We start from the raw sequence: 18,155 nt of genomic DNA on the forward strand, positions 1-18,155 counted from the left end.
TAATAAGGAACAGTAATGCACGAACAGACACTTGCGATCCATGCAGGATACGACAAAGATGCCATGGGGACCATGGCTGTACCAATCTACCAGACAACAGCCTATGAGTTCAGAGACACGGAACATGCGGCAAACCTTTTTGCCCTCAAGGAGCTTGGCAATATCTATACACGTTTAATGAACCCAACGACCGACGTGTTCGAGAAGCGTTTTGCCGCACTGGAAGGCGGTGCAGCGGCCATAGGAACGGCATCAGGTATGGCAGCGATCTTCTATGCGATCGCCAATGTGGCGGAAGCGGGCGACAACATCATTGTGGCAAAACAGGTCTATGGCGGAACGACGACACTGACAGGACATACCATCAAGCGATTTGGTATCGAGACACGTTATTTTGATGTGACTGACCCTTCCCAGATTGAAGGGCTGGTCGATGAGAAGACAAAACTGATCATTTTTGAGAGTATCACCAACCCAAGCATCGATGTGGCCGATATCGATGCGATCGTGGCTATTGCTGATAAACACAGTATTTTGACCTGTGTGGACAATACCGTAGCAACACCGATCATCTGCAAGCCGCTTGCGCATGGCGTTGACCTCTCGGTACACAGTACAAGCAAATATACGACGGGGCAGGGGCTTGCTCTGGGCGGTATCATTGTCGAGAGGGAAAATCTGGTAGAGAAGATTAAGGGAAATGACCGCTATTATCATTTCAATGAACCGGATGCCAGTTATCATGGACTTGTTTACAGTGATCTTCACCTTCCATTATTTACGTTGAGGGTTAGACTGGCATTGCTTCGTGACCTTGGCGGTGCACCCAGCCCTTTCAACTCCTGGCTGCATATTCAGGGACTGGAGCATCTGCCGCTTCGTATGAAACAGCATTCGGCTTCGGCACTGGCGATCGCGGAATTCCTCGAAGCGCATCCCAAAGTCAAAAAAGTGAACTATCCGGGACTGAAAAGTTCACCGCAGCATTACCTGATAGAAAAATACTTTAAGGACGGTATGGCAAGTGGTCTGCTCTCTTTTGAAGTGGAAAGCAGGGAGATGGCGCAGAAGATCGCTGATAGTACAGAGATCTTTGCTGTGGTGGTGAACATCGGTGACAGTAAGTCCATCATCACTCACCCTGCAAGTACGACGCACCAGCAACTTTCGGCACAGGAGCTTATATCTGCAGGTGTGCCGGGCGGGCTCATTAGGCTCAGTGTCGGTCTGGAAGATACGCAGGATCTTATTGACGATCTTGAGAATGCTTTGGCTTAGGGTATATTCCTTTGCCAAAATATCCTCTTGTTTTAAATCGAGGCGGTGCTGCCCTCTTCATTTTTTTTAGATGAGAAACGTAAAGTAAATGACAACTGCTTGTCGTTTATAGTTTCGGAACCGTAATGGTCGAAGTATAACGTAGCCATGTAGGCAGAAGCAAAAAAATCGTCTCTGCTCTCGAATCGCTACGCTTTCAAGGTCGTTCGCAGAGACAGAGCACACTTTGTGTGATTTTAAGGTAAAGTGCGTGTTTACGCACCCTACGAAACAAAAGCGCAAATTGGATAAAATACTACCATTCAAATCCAACCGTAAAAGCCGTCTATGAAAATCGAAACGAAAACAGCACATTTCTCTTCACCCCTGTACCTTGAAAGCGGGCGTATATTGGAACCGTACGAAGTAGCGTATGAGACCTACGGTGAACTGAATGAAGACAAGTCCAATGTTGTACTTGTCTGCCATGCGTTGAGTGGTTCACATCATGCTGCCGGAACGTACGAGGGTGACAGGAAACCGGGCTGGTGGGACGGTCTTATAGGTGATGGAAAAGCAATTGATACGACAGAACATTTTGTCATCTGTACCAATGTGGTGGGTTCGTGTTTTGGCAGTACGGGGCCGATGAGTGAAAGTTACCCTTTACTGGAACCCTATCGGCTGAAATTCCCCGTAGTGACCATCAAAGATATGATCAGAGCACAGATGCAGTTGCTCTCCTCCCTTGGTATCTATCATCTCAAAGCGATCGTAGGTGGTTCAATGGGCGGTATGCAGGCACTTCAGTTTGCAGTGGATTATCCCAATCTTGCAGACCATGTCATTTCACTGGCAGCTACCTATGCAACACGTCCCTGGACTATTGCATTCAACAAGGTAGCGGTTGAGGCGATCCGGAGAGATCCCCGTTTTGAACATGGAAACTATGATAAGGATGCCTTTAAAGAGGAGGGGATGGATGGATTGGCGATCGGGCGTATTGCCGGGCATATCTCCTATCTCTCTCCGATATCTATGGATGAAAAATTTGGAAGGAATTATGTCAGCAATGACGGCCTTTTCGAACTTTTTGGACGCTATGAAGTGGAACGCTATATGGAATACAATACCAACAATTTTTCGCGTATCTTTGACCCTCTTTCCTACCTTTATATCGTCAAGGCAATTAATACTTTCAATCTGAGCAGAGGGTATGATTCGCTGCATGAGGCTATCATGAGGATCAAGTCGAACGTGCATCTGATCTCCTTCTCTTCGGACTATCTCTTCTTCCCATCGGAGATGGCACATATCGCCAGAATGATGGAGCGAAACGGACAGAAACATACCTATCTGGAAGTAAAAAGTGACTATGGGCATGATGCTTTCCTGGTTGAGTTGGATAAATTTGAACAACATATAGCTGAAGTGCTGAATCGGTGTTAAACTGTAGGGTGCGTAACTACGCACTACAAAGGATATATGAATGAAAAACAAAACATTTGAAGAGAAACTGGCATATTCCAAAGAGCTGCTTGAAAAGCTGATGGACCCTGAGATCACATTGGAAGAGTCCGTTAAACTGTATGAAGAAGGCCTGAAGAACATCAAAGAAGCTCAAAAACTCATTGAAGAGGCAAAAACAAAGATCACTGTGATCGATCAGAAAAACCAGCATCTTTCCGAGGATGACTTCTAATGGCTTCTTCCAGACAGCTTGTCATTGCCGCACTGCAGCTGCCGACGCTGGGCATGAACGCGACACGCCTTGAGTTCTATCTCAAACAGGCCCACAGCAGGGGTGCCGATCTGATGCTGCTTGGTGAGTATGTACTAAACCATTTCTTTAAAGAGTTCACGACGATGGCACCCAATATGGTCAAAGAGCAAAGCCGAAAACATATGGAACTCTTGAAAAGCCTTGCCGTGAAGTATGACATCATCTTCATTGCACCCATCATTGTTACCAAGAAAGATGGTTACCACAAAACCATCGTAAAGGTGACACCAAAATATACCAAATATTATGAACAGCAGATCCTGCTTCCCTATGCGCACTGGAATGAAAAGAAGTTCTTTACAAACAAAGTCGCTCCACTCAAAGCACCGATGACATTTATGATTAAAGGTTTCAGGGTCATGGTCATGGCCGGGTTTGAACTGCACTTTGATCCTTTCTGGCAGGCTGTGACGCAGAAAAAGATTGACCTCGTACTGCTTCCTACCGCTTCCACATTCGGTTCGCATAACCGCTGGAGAGAGATCATCAAGACCAAAGCCTTTCTGCACGGCTGTTTTATTCTTCGGGCCAACCGTCTTGGAGAATACAGCGATAATGAGGTGAAATGGAAGTTCTATGGTGACACGATGCTGGTCTCTCCCGAAGGTGAAGTGGAGATGATGCTTGAGGACAAGGAGTCCATGCTCATTGAGGTCATAGACAAAGCCCAGGTCACAGAACACCGAAAGAGCTGGGGATTTGAAAGAGAACTGAAACAGCGTGAAGATCTAAGTAAATAGGAAAAGATGCAGATGACAGACAATATACTTACACCCGAAGAGTATTTCAACAGACAGATACAGCTTTGGGGAGAACAGACACAAAAGTCCCTGCAAGCCAAAAAGATTGCCATTATCGGTTCGGGCGGGTTGGGATCGACATTGGCCATGGCTCTGGGTACTTCAGGTATCGGTGAGATACATATGGTCGATTTTGATACTGTCTCAATACACAATATCCACCGGCAGATCGCTTTTACGCTTGAGGATGAAGGAAAGAACAAAGCCAAGGCGGTTGTCAAACTCATCGAAGTGAAAAATCCTTTTGTGAAAGCCGTGGCTTTCGATATGCCCTTCGATGATTTCAAAGAGATGGGGAACCGTTATGACCTCATCCTCGATGCCACGGACAATCTTCCTGTCAGAGGAGAGATAGACAAGTATGCTAAAACAAGCAAGACTCCCTGGATCTATGCTTCTGTTGAAGAGTTCAACGGACAGGTCTGTTTCTTTGATGTGGCTGATTTTCAGGTCTTCAATATCTCCGACCATAAACCGGGAGGTATCGCTGCACCGATCGTGATGCATATCGGTTCGCTCCAGGCCAATTTGGCACTGCGTTACCTTGCCGGTCTGCCTGTTGTGAAAGACAAGCTCTATTATCTCTATTTCAATGAAGAGGGTGAATTGATCACTCAGAAATTTGGCATGCCAAAAGTATAGTAGTGATACAATTATACAAAAAGAAAAGGACAGCATCATGAGATACAAAATAGCATTGTCTATTCTGGGTATGTTATTCATTGCCGGGTGTACGCAGGAGACGCAGAACTCACTCAGCCGCTCACTGCAGAACTGGACAGGGACCAATGGAGTGCTTGACATTTATGCCGGGGACAAACTGGTACATAAATTCGTCAAGATCGACAAAGTTTCCACGGCATATGGAACCAATGACGGCAAAATGAGACCTTACCGCTACGGTTACGGTATAGATGACGTTAATTTAAACGGGAAAGTGGATCCCGGTGAAAAGAAAGTCTATTTTGAATTTTCAGACTATTCGACTTCTTATATTTTTTATGAGAGAAATACAAAATAAAGGATAATACATGGCAAGAATTGTAGCAACAGATGAAGCACCAAAAGCAATAGGGCCCTATTCACAGGCTATCGTCGCAAACGGACTGGTCTATACTTCAGGACAGATCGCACTGATGCCTGACGGTAATATGGAAACACGCGGAGTAGAGCAGCAGACACATCAGGTCATTAAAAATCTTTTTTATGTCCTCGCCGCGGCAGGTGCCGAGTTCTCCGATGTGATCAAGACAACGATCTATCTGGCAGACATGAATGATTTTGAAACAGTGAACAAGGTCTATGCCCACTATTTCGGCACACATAAGCCTGCACGAAGTACGGTGGCTGTCAGATCACTGCCTATGAATGCTCTGGTCGAGATAGAATGTATTGCGTTCGCAGACCGTCATGTCGATTTCGGATAATATATAATACTTTAAAAAAATATTAAACATTGTTTGGGTATAATCTCAAACTTTTTAAAATACACAGATAGTAAAGGGTTTGCAATGTACGCAATCATTAAAGCAAGTGGCCAACAATTCAAAGTTCAAGAGGGTGATATCATCTGTTTTGACAATATGGGTCTTGAGCCAAAATCAGCAGTAGAATTCAAAGAAGTTCTTGCAGTAGACAACGGTGAATTAACAGTCGGTACTCCTTTTGTAGAGGGTGCGGTTGTTAAAGGTGAGGTGATCAACGAAGGTAGAGACAAGAAAGTGATCATCTATAAGAAAAGAAGAAGAAAAGATTCAAAACTCAAAAGAGGTTTCAGAAGAGACTTTACAAGAGTAAGAATTACTAAAATCGCATAAGTAACAGAAGGAGCAAGATATGGCACACAAGAAAGGTCAAGGATCCACTCAAAATAACCGTGATTCAGCTGGACGTCGCCTAGGCGTTAAAAAGTTCGGTGGTGAAAAAGTTATCCCCGGTAACATCATCATCAGACAAAGAGGAACAAAAGTGCACCCAGGTAACGGCGTAGGTATGGGTAAAGACCATACGATCTTCGCAATGGTTGAAGGTGTAGTAAAATTCGAGAACAGATCAAGAAGCCAAAAAAGAGTTTCTGTAGTTCCTGCGTAATTCCCCACCAACTCTTCTCCTCTGGCGAGAAGGGTTTTTTTCTAAATTTATCAAAATTCATTGATATTGTTCGAAGTAAAATAATTAAGCTGGATAGCTTTGACTATACATCAGGTGTATTGACGGGTTTTTCATCCTCTTCGACTTTGAATAGCGGTATACATCTGCTGCGTCCGAGGAACCATCCGGTATTGTAATCTCTGTCGTTGTTGAAGAGTGTATGATTCTTTGTATAGTGTCCTTTGGATGTATCACAACCGTCTTCTACACCTTCTTTCAGTGTTTGCGAGAAGTTTTTGCCAAAATAGATACCGCTGTAGTAGAAACCGCCTTTACTTTCCGGTACATGACGTACGCTTCCGCAGGCAGTAAGCAGTAGCAGTGCCGTTGTACTCAGTGTCATGGACTTAAGATATTTCATTGTATATACCCCATAAAGAATTGATAGGAAAATTATAGCGAGTATTTTCCGGATTTGGGTTATACCCAGATCCAGAAATAAAATTTAACACTCTTCACAATCATTATATTCAAGGTCTTCATGTAAAATCATCACCGAACCTATGGGTTCGACTCAAATTTGATATAAAAACCTTAAACACAAGCATTGTAAAGATTGAAAGAATTCTACTTCAGGATTTGGGTATAATTCCATAATTTATTTACCATCACTGTATGCAGTTGGATGGTTTTTTTTAATAACAAAGGTTTAATATATGTTCGTAGATAGTGTAGAGCTGTTGATCAGCTCAGGTAAAGGTGGTGCAGGTGCCATCTCATTCTGGACGGAGAAATTCGTCATCAAAGGTGGCCCAGACGGCGGTGACGGTGGCCGTGGTGGTTCGGTATTTTTCAAGGTAGACAACAATACCGACACGCTCTCAGGTCTCAGAGGCCGTAACCATATTAAAGCGGAGAATGGCCGTCCTGGAGAAGGGCGTAAGAAATATGGAAGAAAAGGCCAGGATACTACGATCATCGTACCTCCGGGGACAACAGTTGTAGACATGGAGACAGGAGAAGAGCTGCTGGACCTTACAGAAGAAGGACAAGTCGTCAAATTCCTTGAAGGCGGGAAGGGCGGTCTGGGTAATATGCACTTCAAGAGTTCGACGAACCAGAGACCGACCTATGCACAGCCCGGACTCCCTGGTATCACTAAACAGGTCAGACTTGAGATGAAGCTTATTGCAGATGTGGGACTGGTTGGGTATCCGAATGTGGGTAAATCAACACTCATTGCAACACTTTCCAATGCAAGGCCACAGGTAGCTAACTATGAATTCACTACATTGACACCAAAACTCGGAGTCGTACATATCAGTGACTATGACTCCTTTATGATGGCGGATATTCCGGGTATCATCGAAGGCGCCAGTGACGGGCGTGGTCTGGGACTGGAATTCCTCAAGCACATCGAAAGGACGAAAACACTGCTTTTGATGATCGATGCGGCCAATTACCGTGAGATGAAGTACCAGTACGAAACACTGCTGGTAGAGTTGGACAGATATTCCGAAACACTCGCCGGAAGGAAACATGCTATTGCCATCACCAAGATAGATTCGTTGAGCCAGGATGAAGTTAATACTCTGACAGAGACGTTTCTGGATGACATAGGTTTGAAAGCCAATGATACATTGAAGAAGTATAAAGCGGATATGAACTATCTCTCTTATGGCTTCAAAACGGACTTTGGTGTACTATTGCCTAAAAAAGAACCATTGTTCGTTCTGCCTATCTCGTCAGTAGCGCACCTCAATACAGAAGCACTGCGTTATGCACTGGGTGATTTTGTCAAAAATGTCAAAGAAGAAACAGAAGCTGAAGAGAAGTAGGTAAGATGAAGCGGATCGTGATTAAGGTAGGTTCCCATATCCTGACGGAAGACGGGAGTATTGCCAGAGAGAGAATGATGGCACTGGTCGGACTTATCGCCGACTTGAAGAAACACAGTTATGAAGTGGCTCTGGTAAGTTCGGGTGCGGTTGCTGCAGGTTATACACAACTCCCACTTGACAGAAAAAAGATCGCCAACAGGCAGGCCCTGGCTGCCATCGGCCAACCGTTACTTCTCAAGATGTATCAGGAGAAATTTGCAAAATTCGGCCTGCTTTGTTCACAGGTTCTTTTTAGTGCGGATGTATTTGAATCTGATAAACATGTTTCCCATGCTAAAGTGGCTATTGATACACTGCTTGCCAACAATGTCGTGCCGATCATCAATGAAAATGACACAGTGAGTATCGAGGAACTTGTCTTTGGAGACAACGACAGGCTCTCTGCGCACGTCGCACACTATTTCGATGCAGATATTCTGGTAATACTCTCCGATATCGATGCACTCTATGACAAAGATCCCAACTGCCATAAAGATGCCAAACGCAGGGCCGTGGTCAACGAGATAGAGGAAGAAGAACTCGCTGCTGAGCATACTCCGAATAATGAATTCGCTACGGGAGGGATCGTCACAAAACTTCAGGCGGCCGATTTTCTGATGAATCATGACCGGGAGATGTTCCTTGCGAGTGGATTTGATCTCACTGATGTACGAGCATTTCTTATTGAAGGTGTACATAAAGGCGGGACATTGTTCACACCCACAACGAGGTCATAAATGAAATACAAAATAGTCTATATGGGGACACCCCACTATGCCAGAGAGATACTCAAGACACTTATAGATGCGGAAGATATGGATGTTGTTTTGGTTCTGACACAGCCTGACAGGCCCGTAGGGCGAAAAAAGGTGATGACACCTCCTCCTGTCAAGGTGTTGGCACAGGAACATGGTATTGACGTGCTCCAACCCAGCCGTTTGAGTGAAGAGGGGATTGAAGAAGCGATCAAAAGCCAGAATCCTGATTTCATTATCGTAGCGGCATTCGGGCAGATACTGCCGCAATCTATTCTCGATATCGCTCCCTGTATCAATCTGCATGCCTCGCTGCTGCCGCAGTATCGCGGTGCTTCTCCTGTGCAGCAGTCTTTGCTGAACGGTGATGAGAAGACAGGTGTGACATCAATGCTGATGGAAGCCGGGCTTGACACGGGACCGATGCTCGAAAAGATCGAATTCGTCATCCCAAAAGAGATGCGCCTGTTCGCCCTGATGGAACAGCTGACCAGAGATGCCTGTATGCTGACTCTGAGTACGGTACGCAATTTTGAAACGATCACGCCGGAAGTGCAGGACGAGAGTCAGGCGAGTCTTTGTAAAAAGATCAAGAAGAGTGACGGCCAGATCGATTTTGAGGATGCAGAGATCATTTACAACAAATACCGTGCATTTGAGGGGTGGCCAGGTATTTTTGCCGCCAACGGAACGAAATTTGATGAAGTGGCACTGCTTGAAAACGATAAAACACATACGGCTGGGGAGATACTCTCTTTTGAAGAAGAGAGTGTTGTTGTGGGATGCAGTAAAGGTGCTTTGAAAATAGGTATTTTGCAGCCGGCATCCAAAAAAGCGATGACTGCCAAGGCCTACTGTGTAGGAAGGGGGAAGAAAATTGGAGATAATATCCTTTAAAAGCCTGCCTTCAACACAGAAATATCTTGTAGAACAGATTGAAAAAGGAGAGCTTCATGTACCTGTGGCAGTGATTGCCATGGAGCAGAGTTCAGGTATAGGAAGCCGTGACAATGAGTGGAGTGGGGGCGAAGGGAATTTTTTCGCTTCTGTTGCCGTTTCGTTAAGTGATCTTCCCTCTGACCTCCCTCTCTCTTCGGCTTCCATCTACTTCTCTTTCATTATGAAAAAGACCCTGGAAGCACTGGGTGAAAACGTCTGGTTGAAGTGGCCAAATGATTTTTATCTGGATGAAGCAAAAGTAGGGGGGACGATCACCAGAAAACTGAAAAATATACTGGTCTGCGGTATCGGGATCAATCTGAAAAAATCCCAAAACGGCTACAGCTCCCTGCCGTCCGATATAAGCCCTGAAAATCTTCTTCATAAGTACCTCGAAAGCCTCCTGAAATTTCCAAAATGGAAGCAGGTTTTTAGTGAATATCAGATAGAATTTGAATTAAGCAGACGTTTTTCAGTCCATATTGAAAACGAGAGAAAGAGCCTTGCAGACGCCGCTTTGTGCGAGGATGGCTCTTTGATAATAGGGGGAAAAAAGGTGTACAGTTCAAGATGAGTGAGGTGATAAGCATAGCCAACCAGAAGGGTGGCGTAGGCAAAACGACGACAGCAGTGAATCTGGCAGCCTCTTTGGCTGAAAGGGGCAAGAAAGTGTTGCTTCTGGACATCGACCCCCAGTCCAATGCAACGACCAGTCTCGGTTTCAACAGAAACGATTATGAATACAATATCTATCATGTGCTGATCGGCAGTAAAAAACTCTCCGAAGTCATTCTCAAATCACAGATCAAAAAGCTTGACCTTGTTCCCTCCAACATCGGTCTAGTAGGTATAGAAAAAGAGTTCTACAACAGCAGAAAGAAGAATAGGGAACTGATCCTCAAAGAGAAGATCAAAGAAATCAAGAAAGTGTATGATTACATTATCATCGATTCGCCTCCGGCGCTGGGACCTATTACCATCAATGCGCTGAGTGCCTCGGATTCCGTCATCATTCCCATCCAGTGCGAATTCTTTGCGCTTGAAGGTTTGGCACAGCTTTTGAATACGGTCAGTCTATTAAAAAAGACCATCAATCCGAAACTGAAGATCAAAGGCTTCCTGCCTACGATGTACTCCAAGCAGAACAATCTCTCTAAGCAGGTACTGGCGGATCTGAGCTACCATTTCAAAGACAAGCTTTTCCACATCAGAAAAGGTAAAGAGTGTATTGTGGTACCCCGTAATGTCAAGATAGCCGAGTCTCCGAGCTTTGGCAAGCCGGTAACGCAGTATGCAGCCAGTTCAAAAGGTTCTCTGGCCTACAGAGATCTTGCAACAGTGATCGTAAGAGGTTAACATGGCACTGGGAAGAGGACTGGGAGAGATACTCTCCGAAGTGGAAGAAGCCTATGAAAAAGAAGATCTCAGCAGTATAGACAGTTCCGAACTTGAAGCGCAGGGTGCGCGTGTGGAAGAACTGCCTGTCAAAAGTATTTCGGCAAACCCCTTTCAGCCGCGAAAGCATTTTGACGAATCGGCACTCAAAGAACTGAGCCAGTCGATCAAAGAGCATGGACTGCTGCAGCCGATCGTTGTCATTGAAAAAGAAAACGGGTTCCTGTTGATTGCGGGAGAACGTCGTCTCCGTGCACATAAACTGGCAAAGATCACCACCATCAAAGCGATCATTGCCAATGTGGAGATCGACGAGGCAAGACTGCGGGAACTGGCACTCATTGAGAACATCCAGAGAGAGAATCTCAATGCCATCGAATTGGCAAATTCCTATGCCGAACTCATAGAAGTGCATAAGATCACTCATGATGAACTCTCAGCTATCGTGCATAAAAGCCGTTCGCAGATCACCAATACGATGCGTCTGCTTTCCCTCTCTTCCTATGCACAGAAAAAAGTGGCATCGGGAAAGATCTCGCAGGGGCATGCCAAAGTACTTGTAGGGCTTGACGAGAAGAAGCAGAAGATCATCATTGACAGTATCATCGGACAGAAACTTTCTGTCCGTGATGCCGAGCAGATGGTCAAGAGCTATAAAAAAGGCAAATCATCCCCGGCTGACAAGCCCTCCACATCCAAATTGCTTGAAAAACATAAAAAGACCCTCAAAAAGCTTCTTCCATTTGAACACAAGATCAAAGCCAGGAGTATTGAGATAAGCTTTTCTAATGAGAAAGATATCGAAAACTTTTTAACATTCCTCAAAAAAGACTGAATTTTAACCAACATCTCATTTCCATAATGGTAAAATATTGCGAAATTACATGAGGAGTTTTAATGCTTGACATACATTTACCATTGATGTTGTTCGTCTTAGTGTTATTTCTGATCCTTCTTGTTCTTTTAAATAATATGCTATTCAAGCCTCTTTTGAAGTTTATGGATGACAGAGACAGCTCGATAGCAAAAGATTTGGAAGCGGCAAAAGGACTCAGTGGTAACAGTGGCGAACTCAATGCCAAGGCAGCTGAAAACATTGACAATGCCAAAGCTGAAGCTGCAGCGATAAGACAGAAAGCGATCGATGAAGAGAAATCATTGGCTGTGAGTAAAGTTGAAGCGAAGCAGGAAGAGTTGAACAAAAAATACGAAAGCTTTGCCCAGAAGCTGGCTTCCGACAAAGAAGAGCTTAAAAACTCACTGCTTTCACAAATGCCTCTGTTCAAAGAGAGCCTCAAAGCTAAGTTTAGCAAACTATAGGGAAAGGATGAATATGAAAAAATTAGCACTATTCGCTTTGCTCATGGTTCCTGCTATTCTTCTGGCAAGTGGCGGACATGGAGAAGAGTCTCGTTACCTGGCGCAGACAGGAAGAGAGAGTGACTTTTGGCCCAGGGTGATCAACTTCACTATCTTTGCGGTGATCCTCTATTATCTACTGGCAAACCCCATCAAGAACTTTTTTAAAGAGAGAAGAGAAGGGATTGCAGGACAGCTTAAAGAGATCGAAAGAAAGCTTCAGGCTGCAAAAGATGAAAAGAAAGAAGCGCAGGCTCGTTTGGATGAAAGTATGAAAAAAGCTTCCGAAATCATCGATGATGCAAAAAAAGAGGCTGAGATCCTTGCGGCGAAGATCACTGAAGCATCAGAGAACGAGTTGGCTGTTCTTGAAAAGCAGTTCGAAGAGAAGATTATGCTTGAAGAGAGAAAAGCGGCAAGAGATGTGATCGACGAAGTTCTTTCTGAAAATATCACAGTGGATGATATTACGCTCGATGAAACCAAAGTAGTCGATATCATATCAAAGAAGGTGGCATAATATGGAAGAGTTAATAGCAAAACGTTATGCGACAGCGCTCTCCTCAGTGAGTCAAGATGTGCAGAGTATCGTTTCTATTCTGAATGTTCTGACCGAAGCTATTTCGGTACCTGAAGTACATGAAGCACTGACCTCTCCCATCGTAACCGCGGAGAAAAAGACGGATATGATCCTTTCGGCTATAGGAAAAGAGGCAGACAGTACACTGGTGAATTTTATCAAGATCCTTGGCGAGAACAAAAGACTCGATCTGATCCCGGCAATTGCAAAGGTGCTCAATGCAGACCTTCAAAAAGAGTCGAATCAGTATGAAGGTGTATTAAAGAGTAGCAACAAACTTGGAAAAGAAGAGTTGGCAAAGCTTGAAAAGACACTGGAAAAATATACAGGATCGAAGATAAAGCTAAAGCAGGAAAAAACGGATCTGGAAGGATTGCGTGTTTCAGTTGATGATTTGGGTATTGAGGTTAACTTCTCCAAGCAGAGAGTTAAAGAACAGCTAATTGATTTCATTAAGAAATCTCTATAGTTATCTAACAGTAAAGGAGTATCAGTGGCAGTTAAATTGCAAGCAGATGAGATTAGTTCGATCATCAAAGAGAGAATCGAGAACTTTGAGATTGATGTCGACATCAATGAAGTAGGAAAAGTAGTAGGTATTGCGGATGGTATTACAACCGTGTATGGTCTTAACAACGTTATGGCCGGAGAAGTTGTAGAGTTCGACAATGGTGCAAAAGGATTGGTCCTCAACCTTGAAGAAGCAAACGTCGGTGTTGTTGTACTTGGTTCAAGTGCGGGAATCATTGAAGGCATGAGTGTCAAAAGAGCCGGTGAACTTCTTAAAACACCTGTAGGTGACAATCTGATGGGTAGGGTTGTGAACCCACTGGGTGAGCCGATTGACGGAAAAGGTGTAATTGAAGCAGCAGAACACAGATTTGTTGAGGAAAAAGCTCCAGGGATCATGGCGAGAAAATCAGTGCATGAGCCGCTTCAGACAGGTATCAAAGCGATCGATGCCCTTGTACCGGTTGGTAGAGGTCAAAGAGAACTTATCATTGGTGACAGACAAACGGGTAAAACGACTTTGGCGATCGATACGATCATCAACCAGAAAGGTCAGGATGTCGTATGTATCTATGTTGCTATCGGCCAGAAGCAGTCAACAGTTGCAGCAACAGTGAAGAAGCTCGAAGAGCACGGAGCATTGGATTACACGATCATAGTGAATGCCGGTGCATCCGACTCTGCCGCACTTCAGTTCCTTGCGCCATATGCAGGTGTAACAATGGCTGAGTACTTCAGAGATAACGGTAGACATGCGGTTATCTTCTATGATGACCTTTCCAAGCATGCGGTTGCATACAGAGAGATGTCACTTATTCTTAGAAGACCTCCGGGCCGTGAAGCGTATCCCGGCGATGTTTTCTATCTACACTCAAGACTGCTTGAAAGAGCGGCAAAGCTTTCAGATGAGTTGGGTGCGGGTTCTATTACTGCATTCCCTATCATTGAAACACAGGCGGGTGACGTTGCGGCATATATTCCAACAAACGTTATTTCTATTACTGACGGTCAGATATTCCTTGAGACGGACCTCTTCAACTCTGGTATCAGGCCTGCGATCAACGTTGGTCTTTCTGTATCGAGAGTCGGTGGTGCTGCACAGATCAAAGCGATCAAGCAGGTTTCCGGTACATTGAGACTTGACCTTGCTTCATTTAGAGAACTTCAGGCATTTGCACAGTTTGCATCTGATCTTGATGACTATACAAGAAGCCAGCTCGAGCGTGGACAGAGAATGGTAGAAGTCTTGAAGCAGGGGCCTTATGTTCCGGTTCCGGTTGAAAAGCAGGTTGTGATTATTTTTGCCGGTGCCAACGGCTACCTTGATGATATTGCAGCAAGTTCTGTTACCAAGTTCGAAGCAGAGCTTATGCCATTCATGGAAGCAAAATATGCATCTGTACTTGATGCTATCAGAAATGAGAAAAAGATCTCTGATGATACAGATGCTCAACTAAGAAAAGCTATAGAAGATTTTAAAACTTCATTCGCTGGCTAAGAAAGGCTAAATATGGCTAATTTAAAAGAGATAAAGCGTAAGATCAGCAGTGTAAAGAATACACAAAAGACGACTAACGCCATGAAGCTTGTCTCTTCTGCTAAACTAAAAAGAACAGAAGAGCTTGCCAAAAGATCCAGAGTATATGCAGCAAAACTGACCGAGCTCATTGAAGAGATTGCTCAAAAGATGCATCATGCAAATGTGGATGGCATTGACAATATCTTTTTTCAGGAAAATAACGATCCTAAAAAAGTAGACATTATTTTCATTACGGCAGACAAAGGTCTTTGTGGCGGATTTAACTCCCAAACAATCAAAAGAACGAGTCAGATGATTACCGACTATCAGAGTAAAGGTGCGAAGGTCAGACTCAGAGCGATCGGCAGAAAAGGTATCGACTACTTCAAGTTTAACAATATTGAACTTGATGATGCTATCGTTGGCCTGAGTGCAGCTCCGGATTACAAGCAGTCTTCAGAGTTCATTTCTGAAGTGGTAGAGTCTTATGTCAATGGCGATACGGACAGGATCGTCCTTATCCATAACGGATATGTCAACATGATCACCCAGGAGATCAGGGAAGCTCAGGTTCTGCCTGTAGATGCATCACAGCTCGAACTCAGTGCAGTCTCGACATCAGAAATGGAAGTTGAACCGGATGATGACGATACATTGCTTGATGCCTTGGTCAAGAGATATGTAGAATACAGTATCTATTATGCTCTGATAGACTCACTTGCCGCTGAACACTCGGCACGTATGCAGGCAATGGATGCGGCAACGAAGAATGCCAAAGAAATGGTAAAAGATCTGAATGTTAAGTATAACAAAGCAAGACAAGAAGCGATTACGACTGAGCTCATCGAGATCATCAGTGGTATGGAATCAATGAAATAATTAGAGGAGAAGAAATGACAGGTAAAATAGTACAAGTCTTGGGTCCAGTAATCGATGTGGATTTCACAGACTACCTACCGGAGATCAATGAAGCGTTAGAGACTACGTTCATGTTCGAGGGTAAAGAACAGAGATTGGTTTTGGAAGTAGCGGCACAGCTTGGTGACAACAGAGTTAGAACAATTGCTATGGATATGAGTGAAGGTGTGGTAAGAGGACAGGAAGTGAAAGCGACTGGTGACTCTATTCAGGTGCCTGTAGGTGAAGAGGTTCTTGGACGTATCTTCAATGTGATCGGTGAAGCGATTGACGAGGCAGGCCCTGTCGAAGCGAAAACACACTGGTCTATCCACAGAGATCCACCTCCGTTCGAAGATCAAAGTACAAAAACAGAAGTCTTTGAAACAGGTATTAAGGTCGTTGACCTTCTTGCACCCTATTCAAAAGGTGGTAAAGTCGGACTCTTCGGTGGTGCCGGTGTCGGTAAAACAGTCATCATCATGGAACTTATCAACAACGTTGCAATGAAACACAGCGGTTATTCCGTATTTGCCGGTGTCGGGGAAAGAACACGTGAGGGTAACGACCTTTACTACGAAATGAAAGAGTCCAACGTACTTGACAAAGTTGCACTCTGCTACGGCCAGATGAGTGAACCTCCGGGAGCAAGAAACAGAATCGCCCTGACAGGTCTTACAATGGCTGAATATTTCCGTGACGAGATGGGTCTTGACGTTCTTATGTTCATCGACAACATCTTCCGTTTCGCTCAGTCGGGTTCAGAAATGTCTGCATTGCTTGGACGTATTCCTTCCGCGGTTGGTTATCAGCCGACGCTTAGCCGTGAGATGGGTGCACTCCAGGAAAGAATTACATCGACAACCAAAGGTTCGATCACTTCAGTTCAGGCTGTTTACGTTCCTGCCGATGACTTGACCGACCCGGCGCCGGCGTCGGTATTTGCACACCTTGATGCGACAACTGTTCTTAACAGATCTATTGCGGAAAAAGGTATCTATCCTGCGGTTGATCCACTGGATTCAACTTCAAGAATGCTTGATCCGCAAATTATCGGTGAAGAGCACTATAATGTAGCAACTGGTGTACAGCAGATCCTTCAGAAGTACAAAGACCTCCAGGATATCATTGCGATCCTTGGTATGGATGAGCTTTCAGAAGATGACAAACTTGTTGTTGAAAGAGCAAGAAAGATCGAAAAATATCTTTCACAGCCATTCCACGTTGCTGAAGTATTTACAGGAAGCCCTGGTGTGTATGTCACACTTGAAGATACGATCGAAGGGTTCAAAGGTCTTCTTGAAGGTAAATACGACGACATGAACGAAGCGGCATTCTATATGGTAGGAAATATGGCTGAGGCTATTGCGAAAAACGATAAGATCAACGCTAAGTAAGCTTAGTTCTTGTCTGACAAAGGATATATATGGAACTAATGAAGCTTGAAATCGTCACACCCAACGGTGTGATCTTTGATGACGAAGTCAAACAGGTAACGCTTCCAGGCAGCGAAGGTGAATTCGGGGTACTCCCAAGACATGCTGCTTTGGTCTCATTGCTCGATACGGGTGTGATTGTGATCGAAAAAGCGGACGGAAGTGAAGTGGCTGTTGCCATCAACTCCGGTTATGTAAAAGTCGATGAAGAGAAGACAACCTGTATCGTAGATGGAGCTGTGGCTCTTTCCGGCGAGGACAGTGACCTTGCCAAAGCACTTGAAGAGGCGAAAGAACTTATCAGAAAAGCGGAGTCCTCAAGTGTCGCTATCGCATCAGCGGTCAGCAAAGTTGAACAGATCGGAAAGTCTTTTTAAATTGGGATCTCTCCTTGATTATTTTATTGGCAGCAGTGCGATCACTATTTTCGTACTGCTGTTGCTTTCCGGATACTTCATTATAACCTTCTGGATCTTTCTGGACAGGTACTACATTTTAAATTCACGTATCAAATCAGAATCAAGATCACTTAAAGCACTCTATTCAGGTCAGTCAAAATCAGTGGCGAGCAATTCACTTATTTTTACTTATTTGAGCCGTGTGAACACACCTAACAAAGCGATACTTGAAGCGGCATCCTCAGATGCCATACGTGTCTCCACCAAAGGGCTTACCTGGCTCTCCATCATTGCATCGACTGCGCCTTTCATAGGACTGTTCGGTACGGTCATCGGTATACTTGAAACATTTTCTAAGTTGGGAGATCAGTCCAGCGCATCGCTTTCAGTCGTTGCTCCTGCCATCGCTGAGGCACTCATTGCTACGGCGGCTGGTATCGCTGTTGCGATCTTCGCTTATACCTTTCATCTCATGCTGAAACGCAAGGCTTATGAACTTTCCTCACTGCTTGCCTCACAATCCGAGGTGATCCTTTCCCAGGTAGAGGAGTGAGAG

The 18,155-nt window shown here is 44.5% G+C and carries 24 protein-coding genes; 23 read left to right on the plus strand and 1 reads right to left on the minus strand.

What is annotated here, in order from left to right; all coding sequences use genetic code 11:
- Positions 1-15 precede the first annotated feature (15 nt).
- The 9 genes from YH65_RS03120 to rpmA all read left to right on the plus strand — a co-directional run bounded on the left by YH65_RS03120 (position 16) and on the right by rpmA (position 5,931).
- On the plus strand, positions 16-1,278 hold the full coding sequence (locus YH65_RS03120; protein ID WP_046550583.1) for an O-acetylhomoserine aminocarboxypropyltransferase/cysteine synthase family protein: 1,263 nt from the start codon (positions 16-18) through the stop codon (positions 1,276-1,278).
- Between the two features lie 327 nt (positions 1,279-1,605).
- On the plus strand, positions 1,606-2,706 hold the full coding sequence (gene metX / locus YH65_RS03125) for a homoserine O-acetyltransferase MetX (protein ID WP_046550584.1): 1,101 nt from the start codon (positions 1,606-1,608) through the stop codon (positions 2,704-2,706).
- A 40-nt stretch (positions 2,707-2,746) separates the two neighbouring features.
- Positions 2,747-2,959 (plus strand): exodeoxyribonuclease VII small subunit, encoded by a 213-nt coding sequence (xseB, locus tag YH65_RS03130; protein ID WP_046550585.1) that lies wholly within the window; start codon positions 2,747-2,749, stop codon positions 2,957-2,959.
- The gene (locus YH65_RS03135; RefSeq protein ID WP_046550586.1) at positions 2,959-3,780 is read left to right on the plus strand and encodes a carbon-nitrogen hydrolase family protein; all 822 of its coding nucleotides are present in this window, start codon (positions 2,959-2,961) and stop codon (positions 3,778-3,780) included. Before xseB ends, YH65_RS03135 begins: the two co-directional genes overlap by 1 nt.
- Before the next feature lie 12 nt (positions 3,781-3,792).
- Positions 3,793-4,482 (plus strand): HesA/MoeB/ThiF family protein, encoded by a 690-nt coding sequence (locus YH65_RS03140; protein WP_425427565.1) that lies wholly within the window; start codon positions 3,793-3,795, stop codon positions 4,480-4,482.
- Between the two features lie 37 nt (positions 4,483-4,519).
- The gene (locus tag YH65_RS03145) at positions 4,520-4,861 is read left to right on the plus strand and encodes a hypothetical protein (protein ID WP_046550588.1); all 342 of its coding nucleotides are present in this window, start codon (positions 4,520-4,522) and stop codon (positions 4,859-4,861) included.
- A gap of 10 nt (positions 4,862-4,871) precedes the next feature.
- Positions 4,872-5,267: a RidA family protein gene (locus YH65_RS03150; protein ID WP_046550589.1), complete on the plus strand. Its 396-nt coding sequence runs from the start codon at positions 4,872-4,874 to the stop codon at positions 5,265-5,267.
- 84 nt (positions 5,268-5,351) lie between these two features.
- Positions 5,352-5,657, plus strand: coding sequence for a 50S ribosomal protein L21 (rplU, locus tag YH65_RS03155; RefSeq protein ID WP_012083541.1), 306 nt, complete (start codon positions 5,352-5,354; stop codon positions 5,655-5,657).
- 19 nt (positions 5,658-5,676) lie between these two features.
- A complete protein-coding gene (gene rpmA, locus YH65_RS03160) occupies positions 5,677-5,931 on the plus strand; it encodes a 50S ribosomal protein L27 (RefSeq protein WP_012083540.1) in 255 nt (84 codons plus the stop codon).
- Positions 5,932-6,034: 103 nt separating this feature from the next.
- On the opposite strand, the gene YH65_RS03165 is transcribed toward rpmA, so the two are convergent.
- Positions 6,035-6,352, minus strand: coding sequence for a hypothetical protein (locus YH65_RS03165; RefSeq protein ID WP_046550590.1), 318 nt, complete (start codon positions 6,350-6,352; stop codon positions 6,035-6,037).
- A 295-nt stretch (positions 6,353-6,647) separates the two neighbouring features.
- Between YH65_RS03165 and obgE the strand changes: the two genes are divergently transcribed.
- The 14 genes from obgE (at position 6,648) to YH65_RS03235 (ending at position 18,152) form a co-directional block, all read left to right on the plus strand.
- Positions 6,648-7,769, plus strand: coding sequence for a GTPase ObgE (gene obgE / locus YH65_RS03170; RefSeq protein ID WP_046550591.1), 1,122 nt, complete (start codon positions 6,648-6,650; stop codon positions 7,767-7,769).
- Between the two features lie 5 nt (positions 7,770-7,774).
- Positions 7,775-8,548, plus strand: coding sequence for a glutamate 5-kinase (gene proB / locus YH65_RS03175; protein ID WP_046550592.1), 774 nt, complete (start codon positions 7,775-7,777; stop codon positions 8,546-8,548).
- On the plus strand, positions 8,549-9,463 hold the full coding sequence (fmt, locus tag YH65_RS03180; RefSeq protein ID WP_046550593.1) for a methionyl-tRNA formyltransferase: 915 nt from the start codon (positions 8,549-8,551) through the stop codon (positions 9,461-9,463). It abuts the gene before it with no gap.
- Positions 9,444-10,079, plus strand: coding sequence for a biotin--[acetyl-CoA-carboxylase] ligase (locus YH65_RS03185; RefSeq protein WP_046550594.1), 636 nt, complete (start codon positions 9,444-9,446; stop codon positions 10,077-10,079). The genes fmt and YH65_RS03185 overlap by 20 nt, the downstream gene beginning before the upstream one ends.
- Complete coding sequence (locus tag YH65_RS03190; protein ID WP_046550595.1) at positions 10,076-10,861, plus strand: ParA family protein; 786 nt, start codon at positions 10,076-10,078, stop codon at positions 10,859-10,861. Before YH65_RS03185 ends, YH65_RS03190 begins: the two co-directional genes overlap by 4 nt.
- 1 nt (position 10,862) lies before the next feature.
- Positions 10,863-11,735: a ParB/RepB/Spo0J family partition protein gene (locus YH65_RS03195; RefSeq protein WP_046550596.1), complete on the plus strand. Its 873-nt coding sequence runs from the start codon at positions 10,863-10,865 to the stop codon at positions 11,733-11,735.
- Between the two features lie 62 nt (positions 11,736-11,797).
- Positions 11,798-12,220: a F0F1 ATP synthase subunit B family protein gene (locus tag YH65_RS03200; RefSeq protein ID WP_046550597.1), complete on the plus strand. Its 423-nt coding sequence runs from the start codon at positions 11,798-11,800 to the stop codon at positions 12,218-12,220.
- 13 nt (positions 12,221-12,233) lie between these two features.
- Positions 12,234-12,779, plus strand: a complete 546-nt coding sequence (locus tag YH65_RS03205; protein ID WP_052746074.1) for a F0F1 ATP synthase subunit B family protein — start codon at positions 12,234-12,236, stop codon at positions 12,777-12,779.
- A gap of 1 nt (position 12,780) precedes the next feature.
- The gene (locus YH65_RS03210; RefSeq protein WP_046550598.1) at positions 12,781-13,308 is read left to right on the plus strand and encodes a F0F1 ATP synthase subunit delta; all 528 of its coding nucleotides are present in this window, start codon (positions 12,781-12,783) and stop codon (positions 13,306-13,308) included.
- Positions 13,309-13,332: 24 nt separating this feature from the next.
- Positions 13,333-14,847 carry a F0F1 ATP synthase subunit alpha gene (gene atpA, locus YH65_RS03215; protein WP_046550599.1) on the plus strand — a complete coding sequence of 505 codons (1,515 nt, stop codon included), beginning with the start codon at positions 13,333-13,335 and terminating at the stop codon, positions 14,845-14,847.
- Positions 14,848-14,859: 12 nt separating this feature from the next.
- Complete coding sequence (gene atpG, locus YH65_RS03220; RefSeq protein WP_046550600.1) at positions 14,860-15,747, plus strand: ATP synthase F1 subunit gamma; 888 nt, start codon at positions 14,860-14,862, stop codon at positions 15,745-15,747.
- A gap of 14 nt (positions 15,748-15,761) precedes the next feature.
- Positions 15,762-17,162, plus strand: a complete 1,401-nt coding sequence (atpD, locus tag YH65_RS03225; protein ID WP_046550601.1) for a F0F1 ATP synthase subunit beta — start codon at positions 15,762-15,764, stop codon at positions 17,160-17,162.
- Positions 17,163-17,191: 29 nt separating this feature from the next.
- Positions 17,192-17,578, plus strand: coding sequence for an ATP synthase F1 subunit epsilon (gene atpC, locus YH65_RS03230; protein WP_046550602.1), 387 nt, complete (start codon positions 17,192-17,194; stop codon positions 17,576-17,578).
- Between the two features lies 1 nt (position 17,579).
- Positions 17,580-18,152 carry a MotA/TolQ/ExbB proton channel family protein gene (locus YH65_RS03235; protein WP_046550603.1) on the plus strand — a complete coding sequence of 191 codons (573 nt, stop codon included), beginning with the start codon at positions 17,580-17,582 and terminating at the stop codon, positions 18,150-18,152.
- Positions 18,153-18,155 lie beyond the last annotated feature (3 nt).

It is taken from the genome of Sulfurovum lithotrophicum, assembly GCF_000987835.1.
Classification (GTDB): Bacteria; Campylobacterota; Campylobacteria; order Campylobacterales; family Sulfurovaceae; genus Sulfurovum; species Sulfurovum lithotrophicum.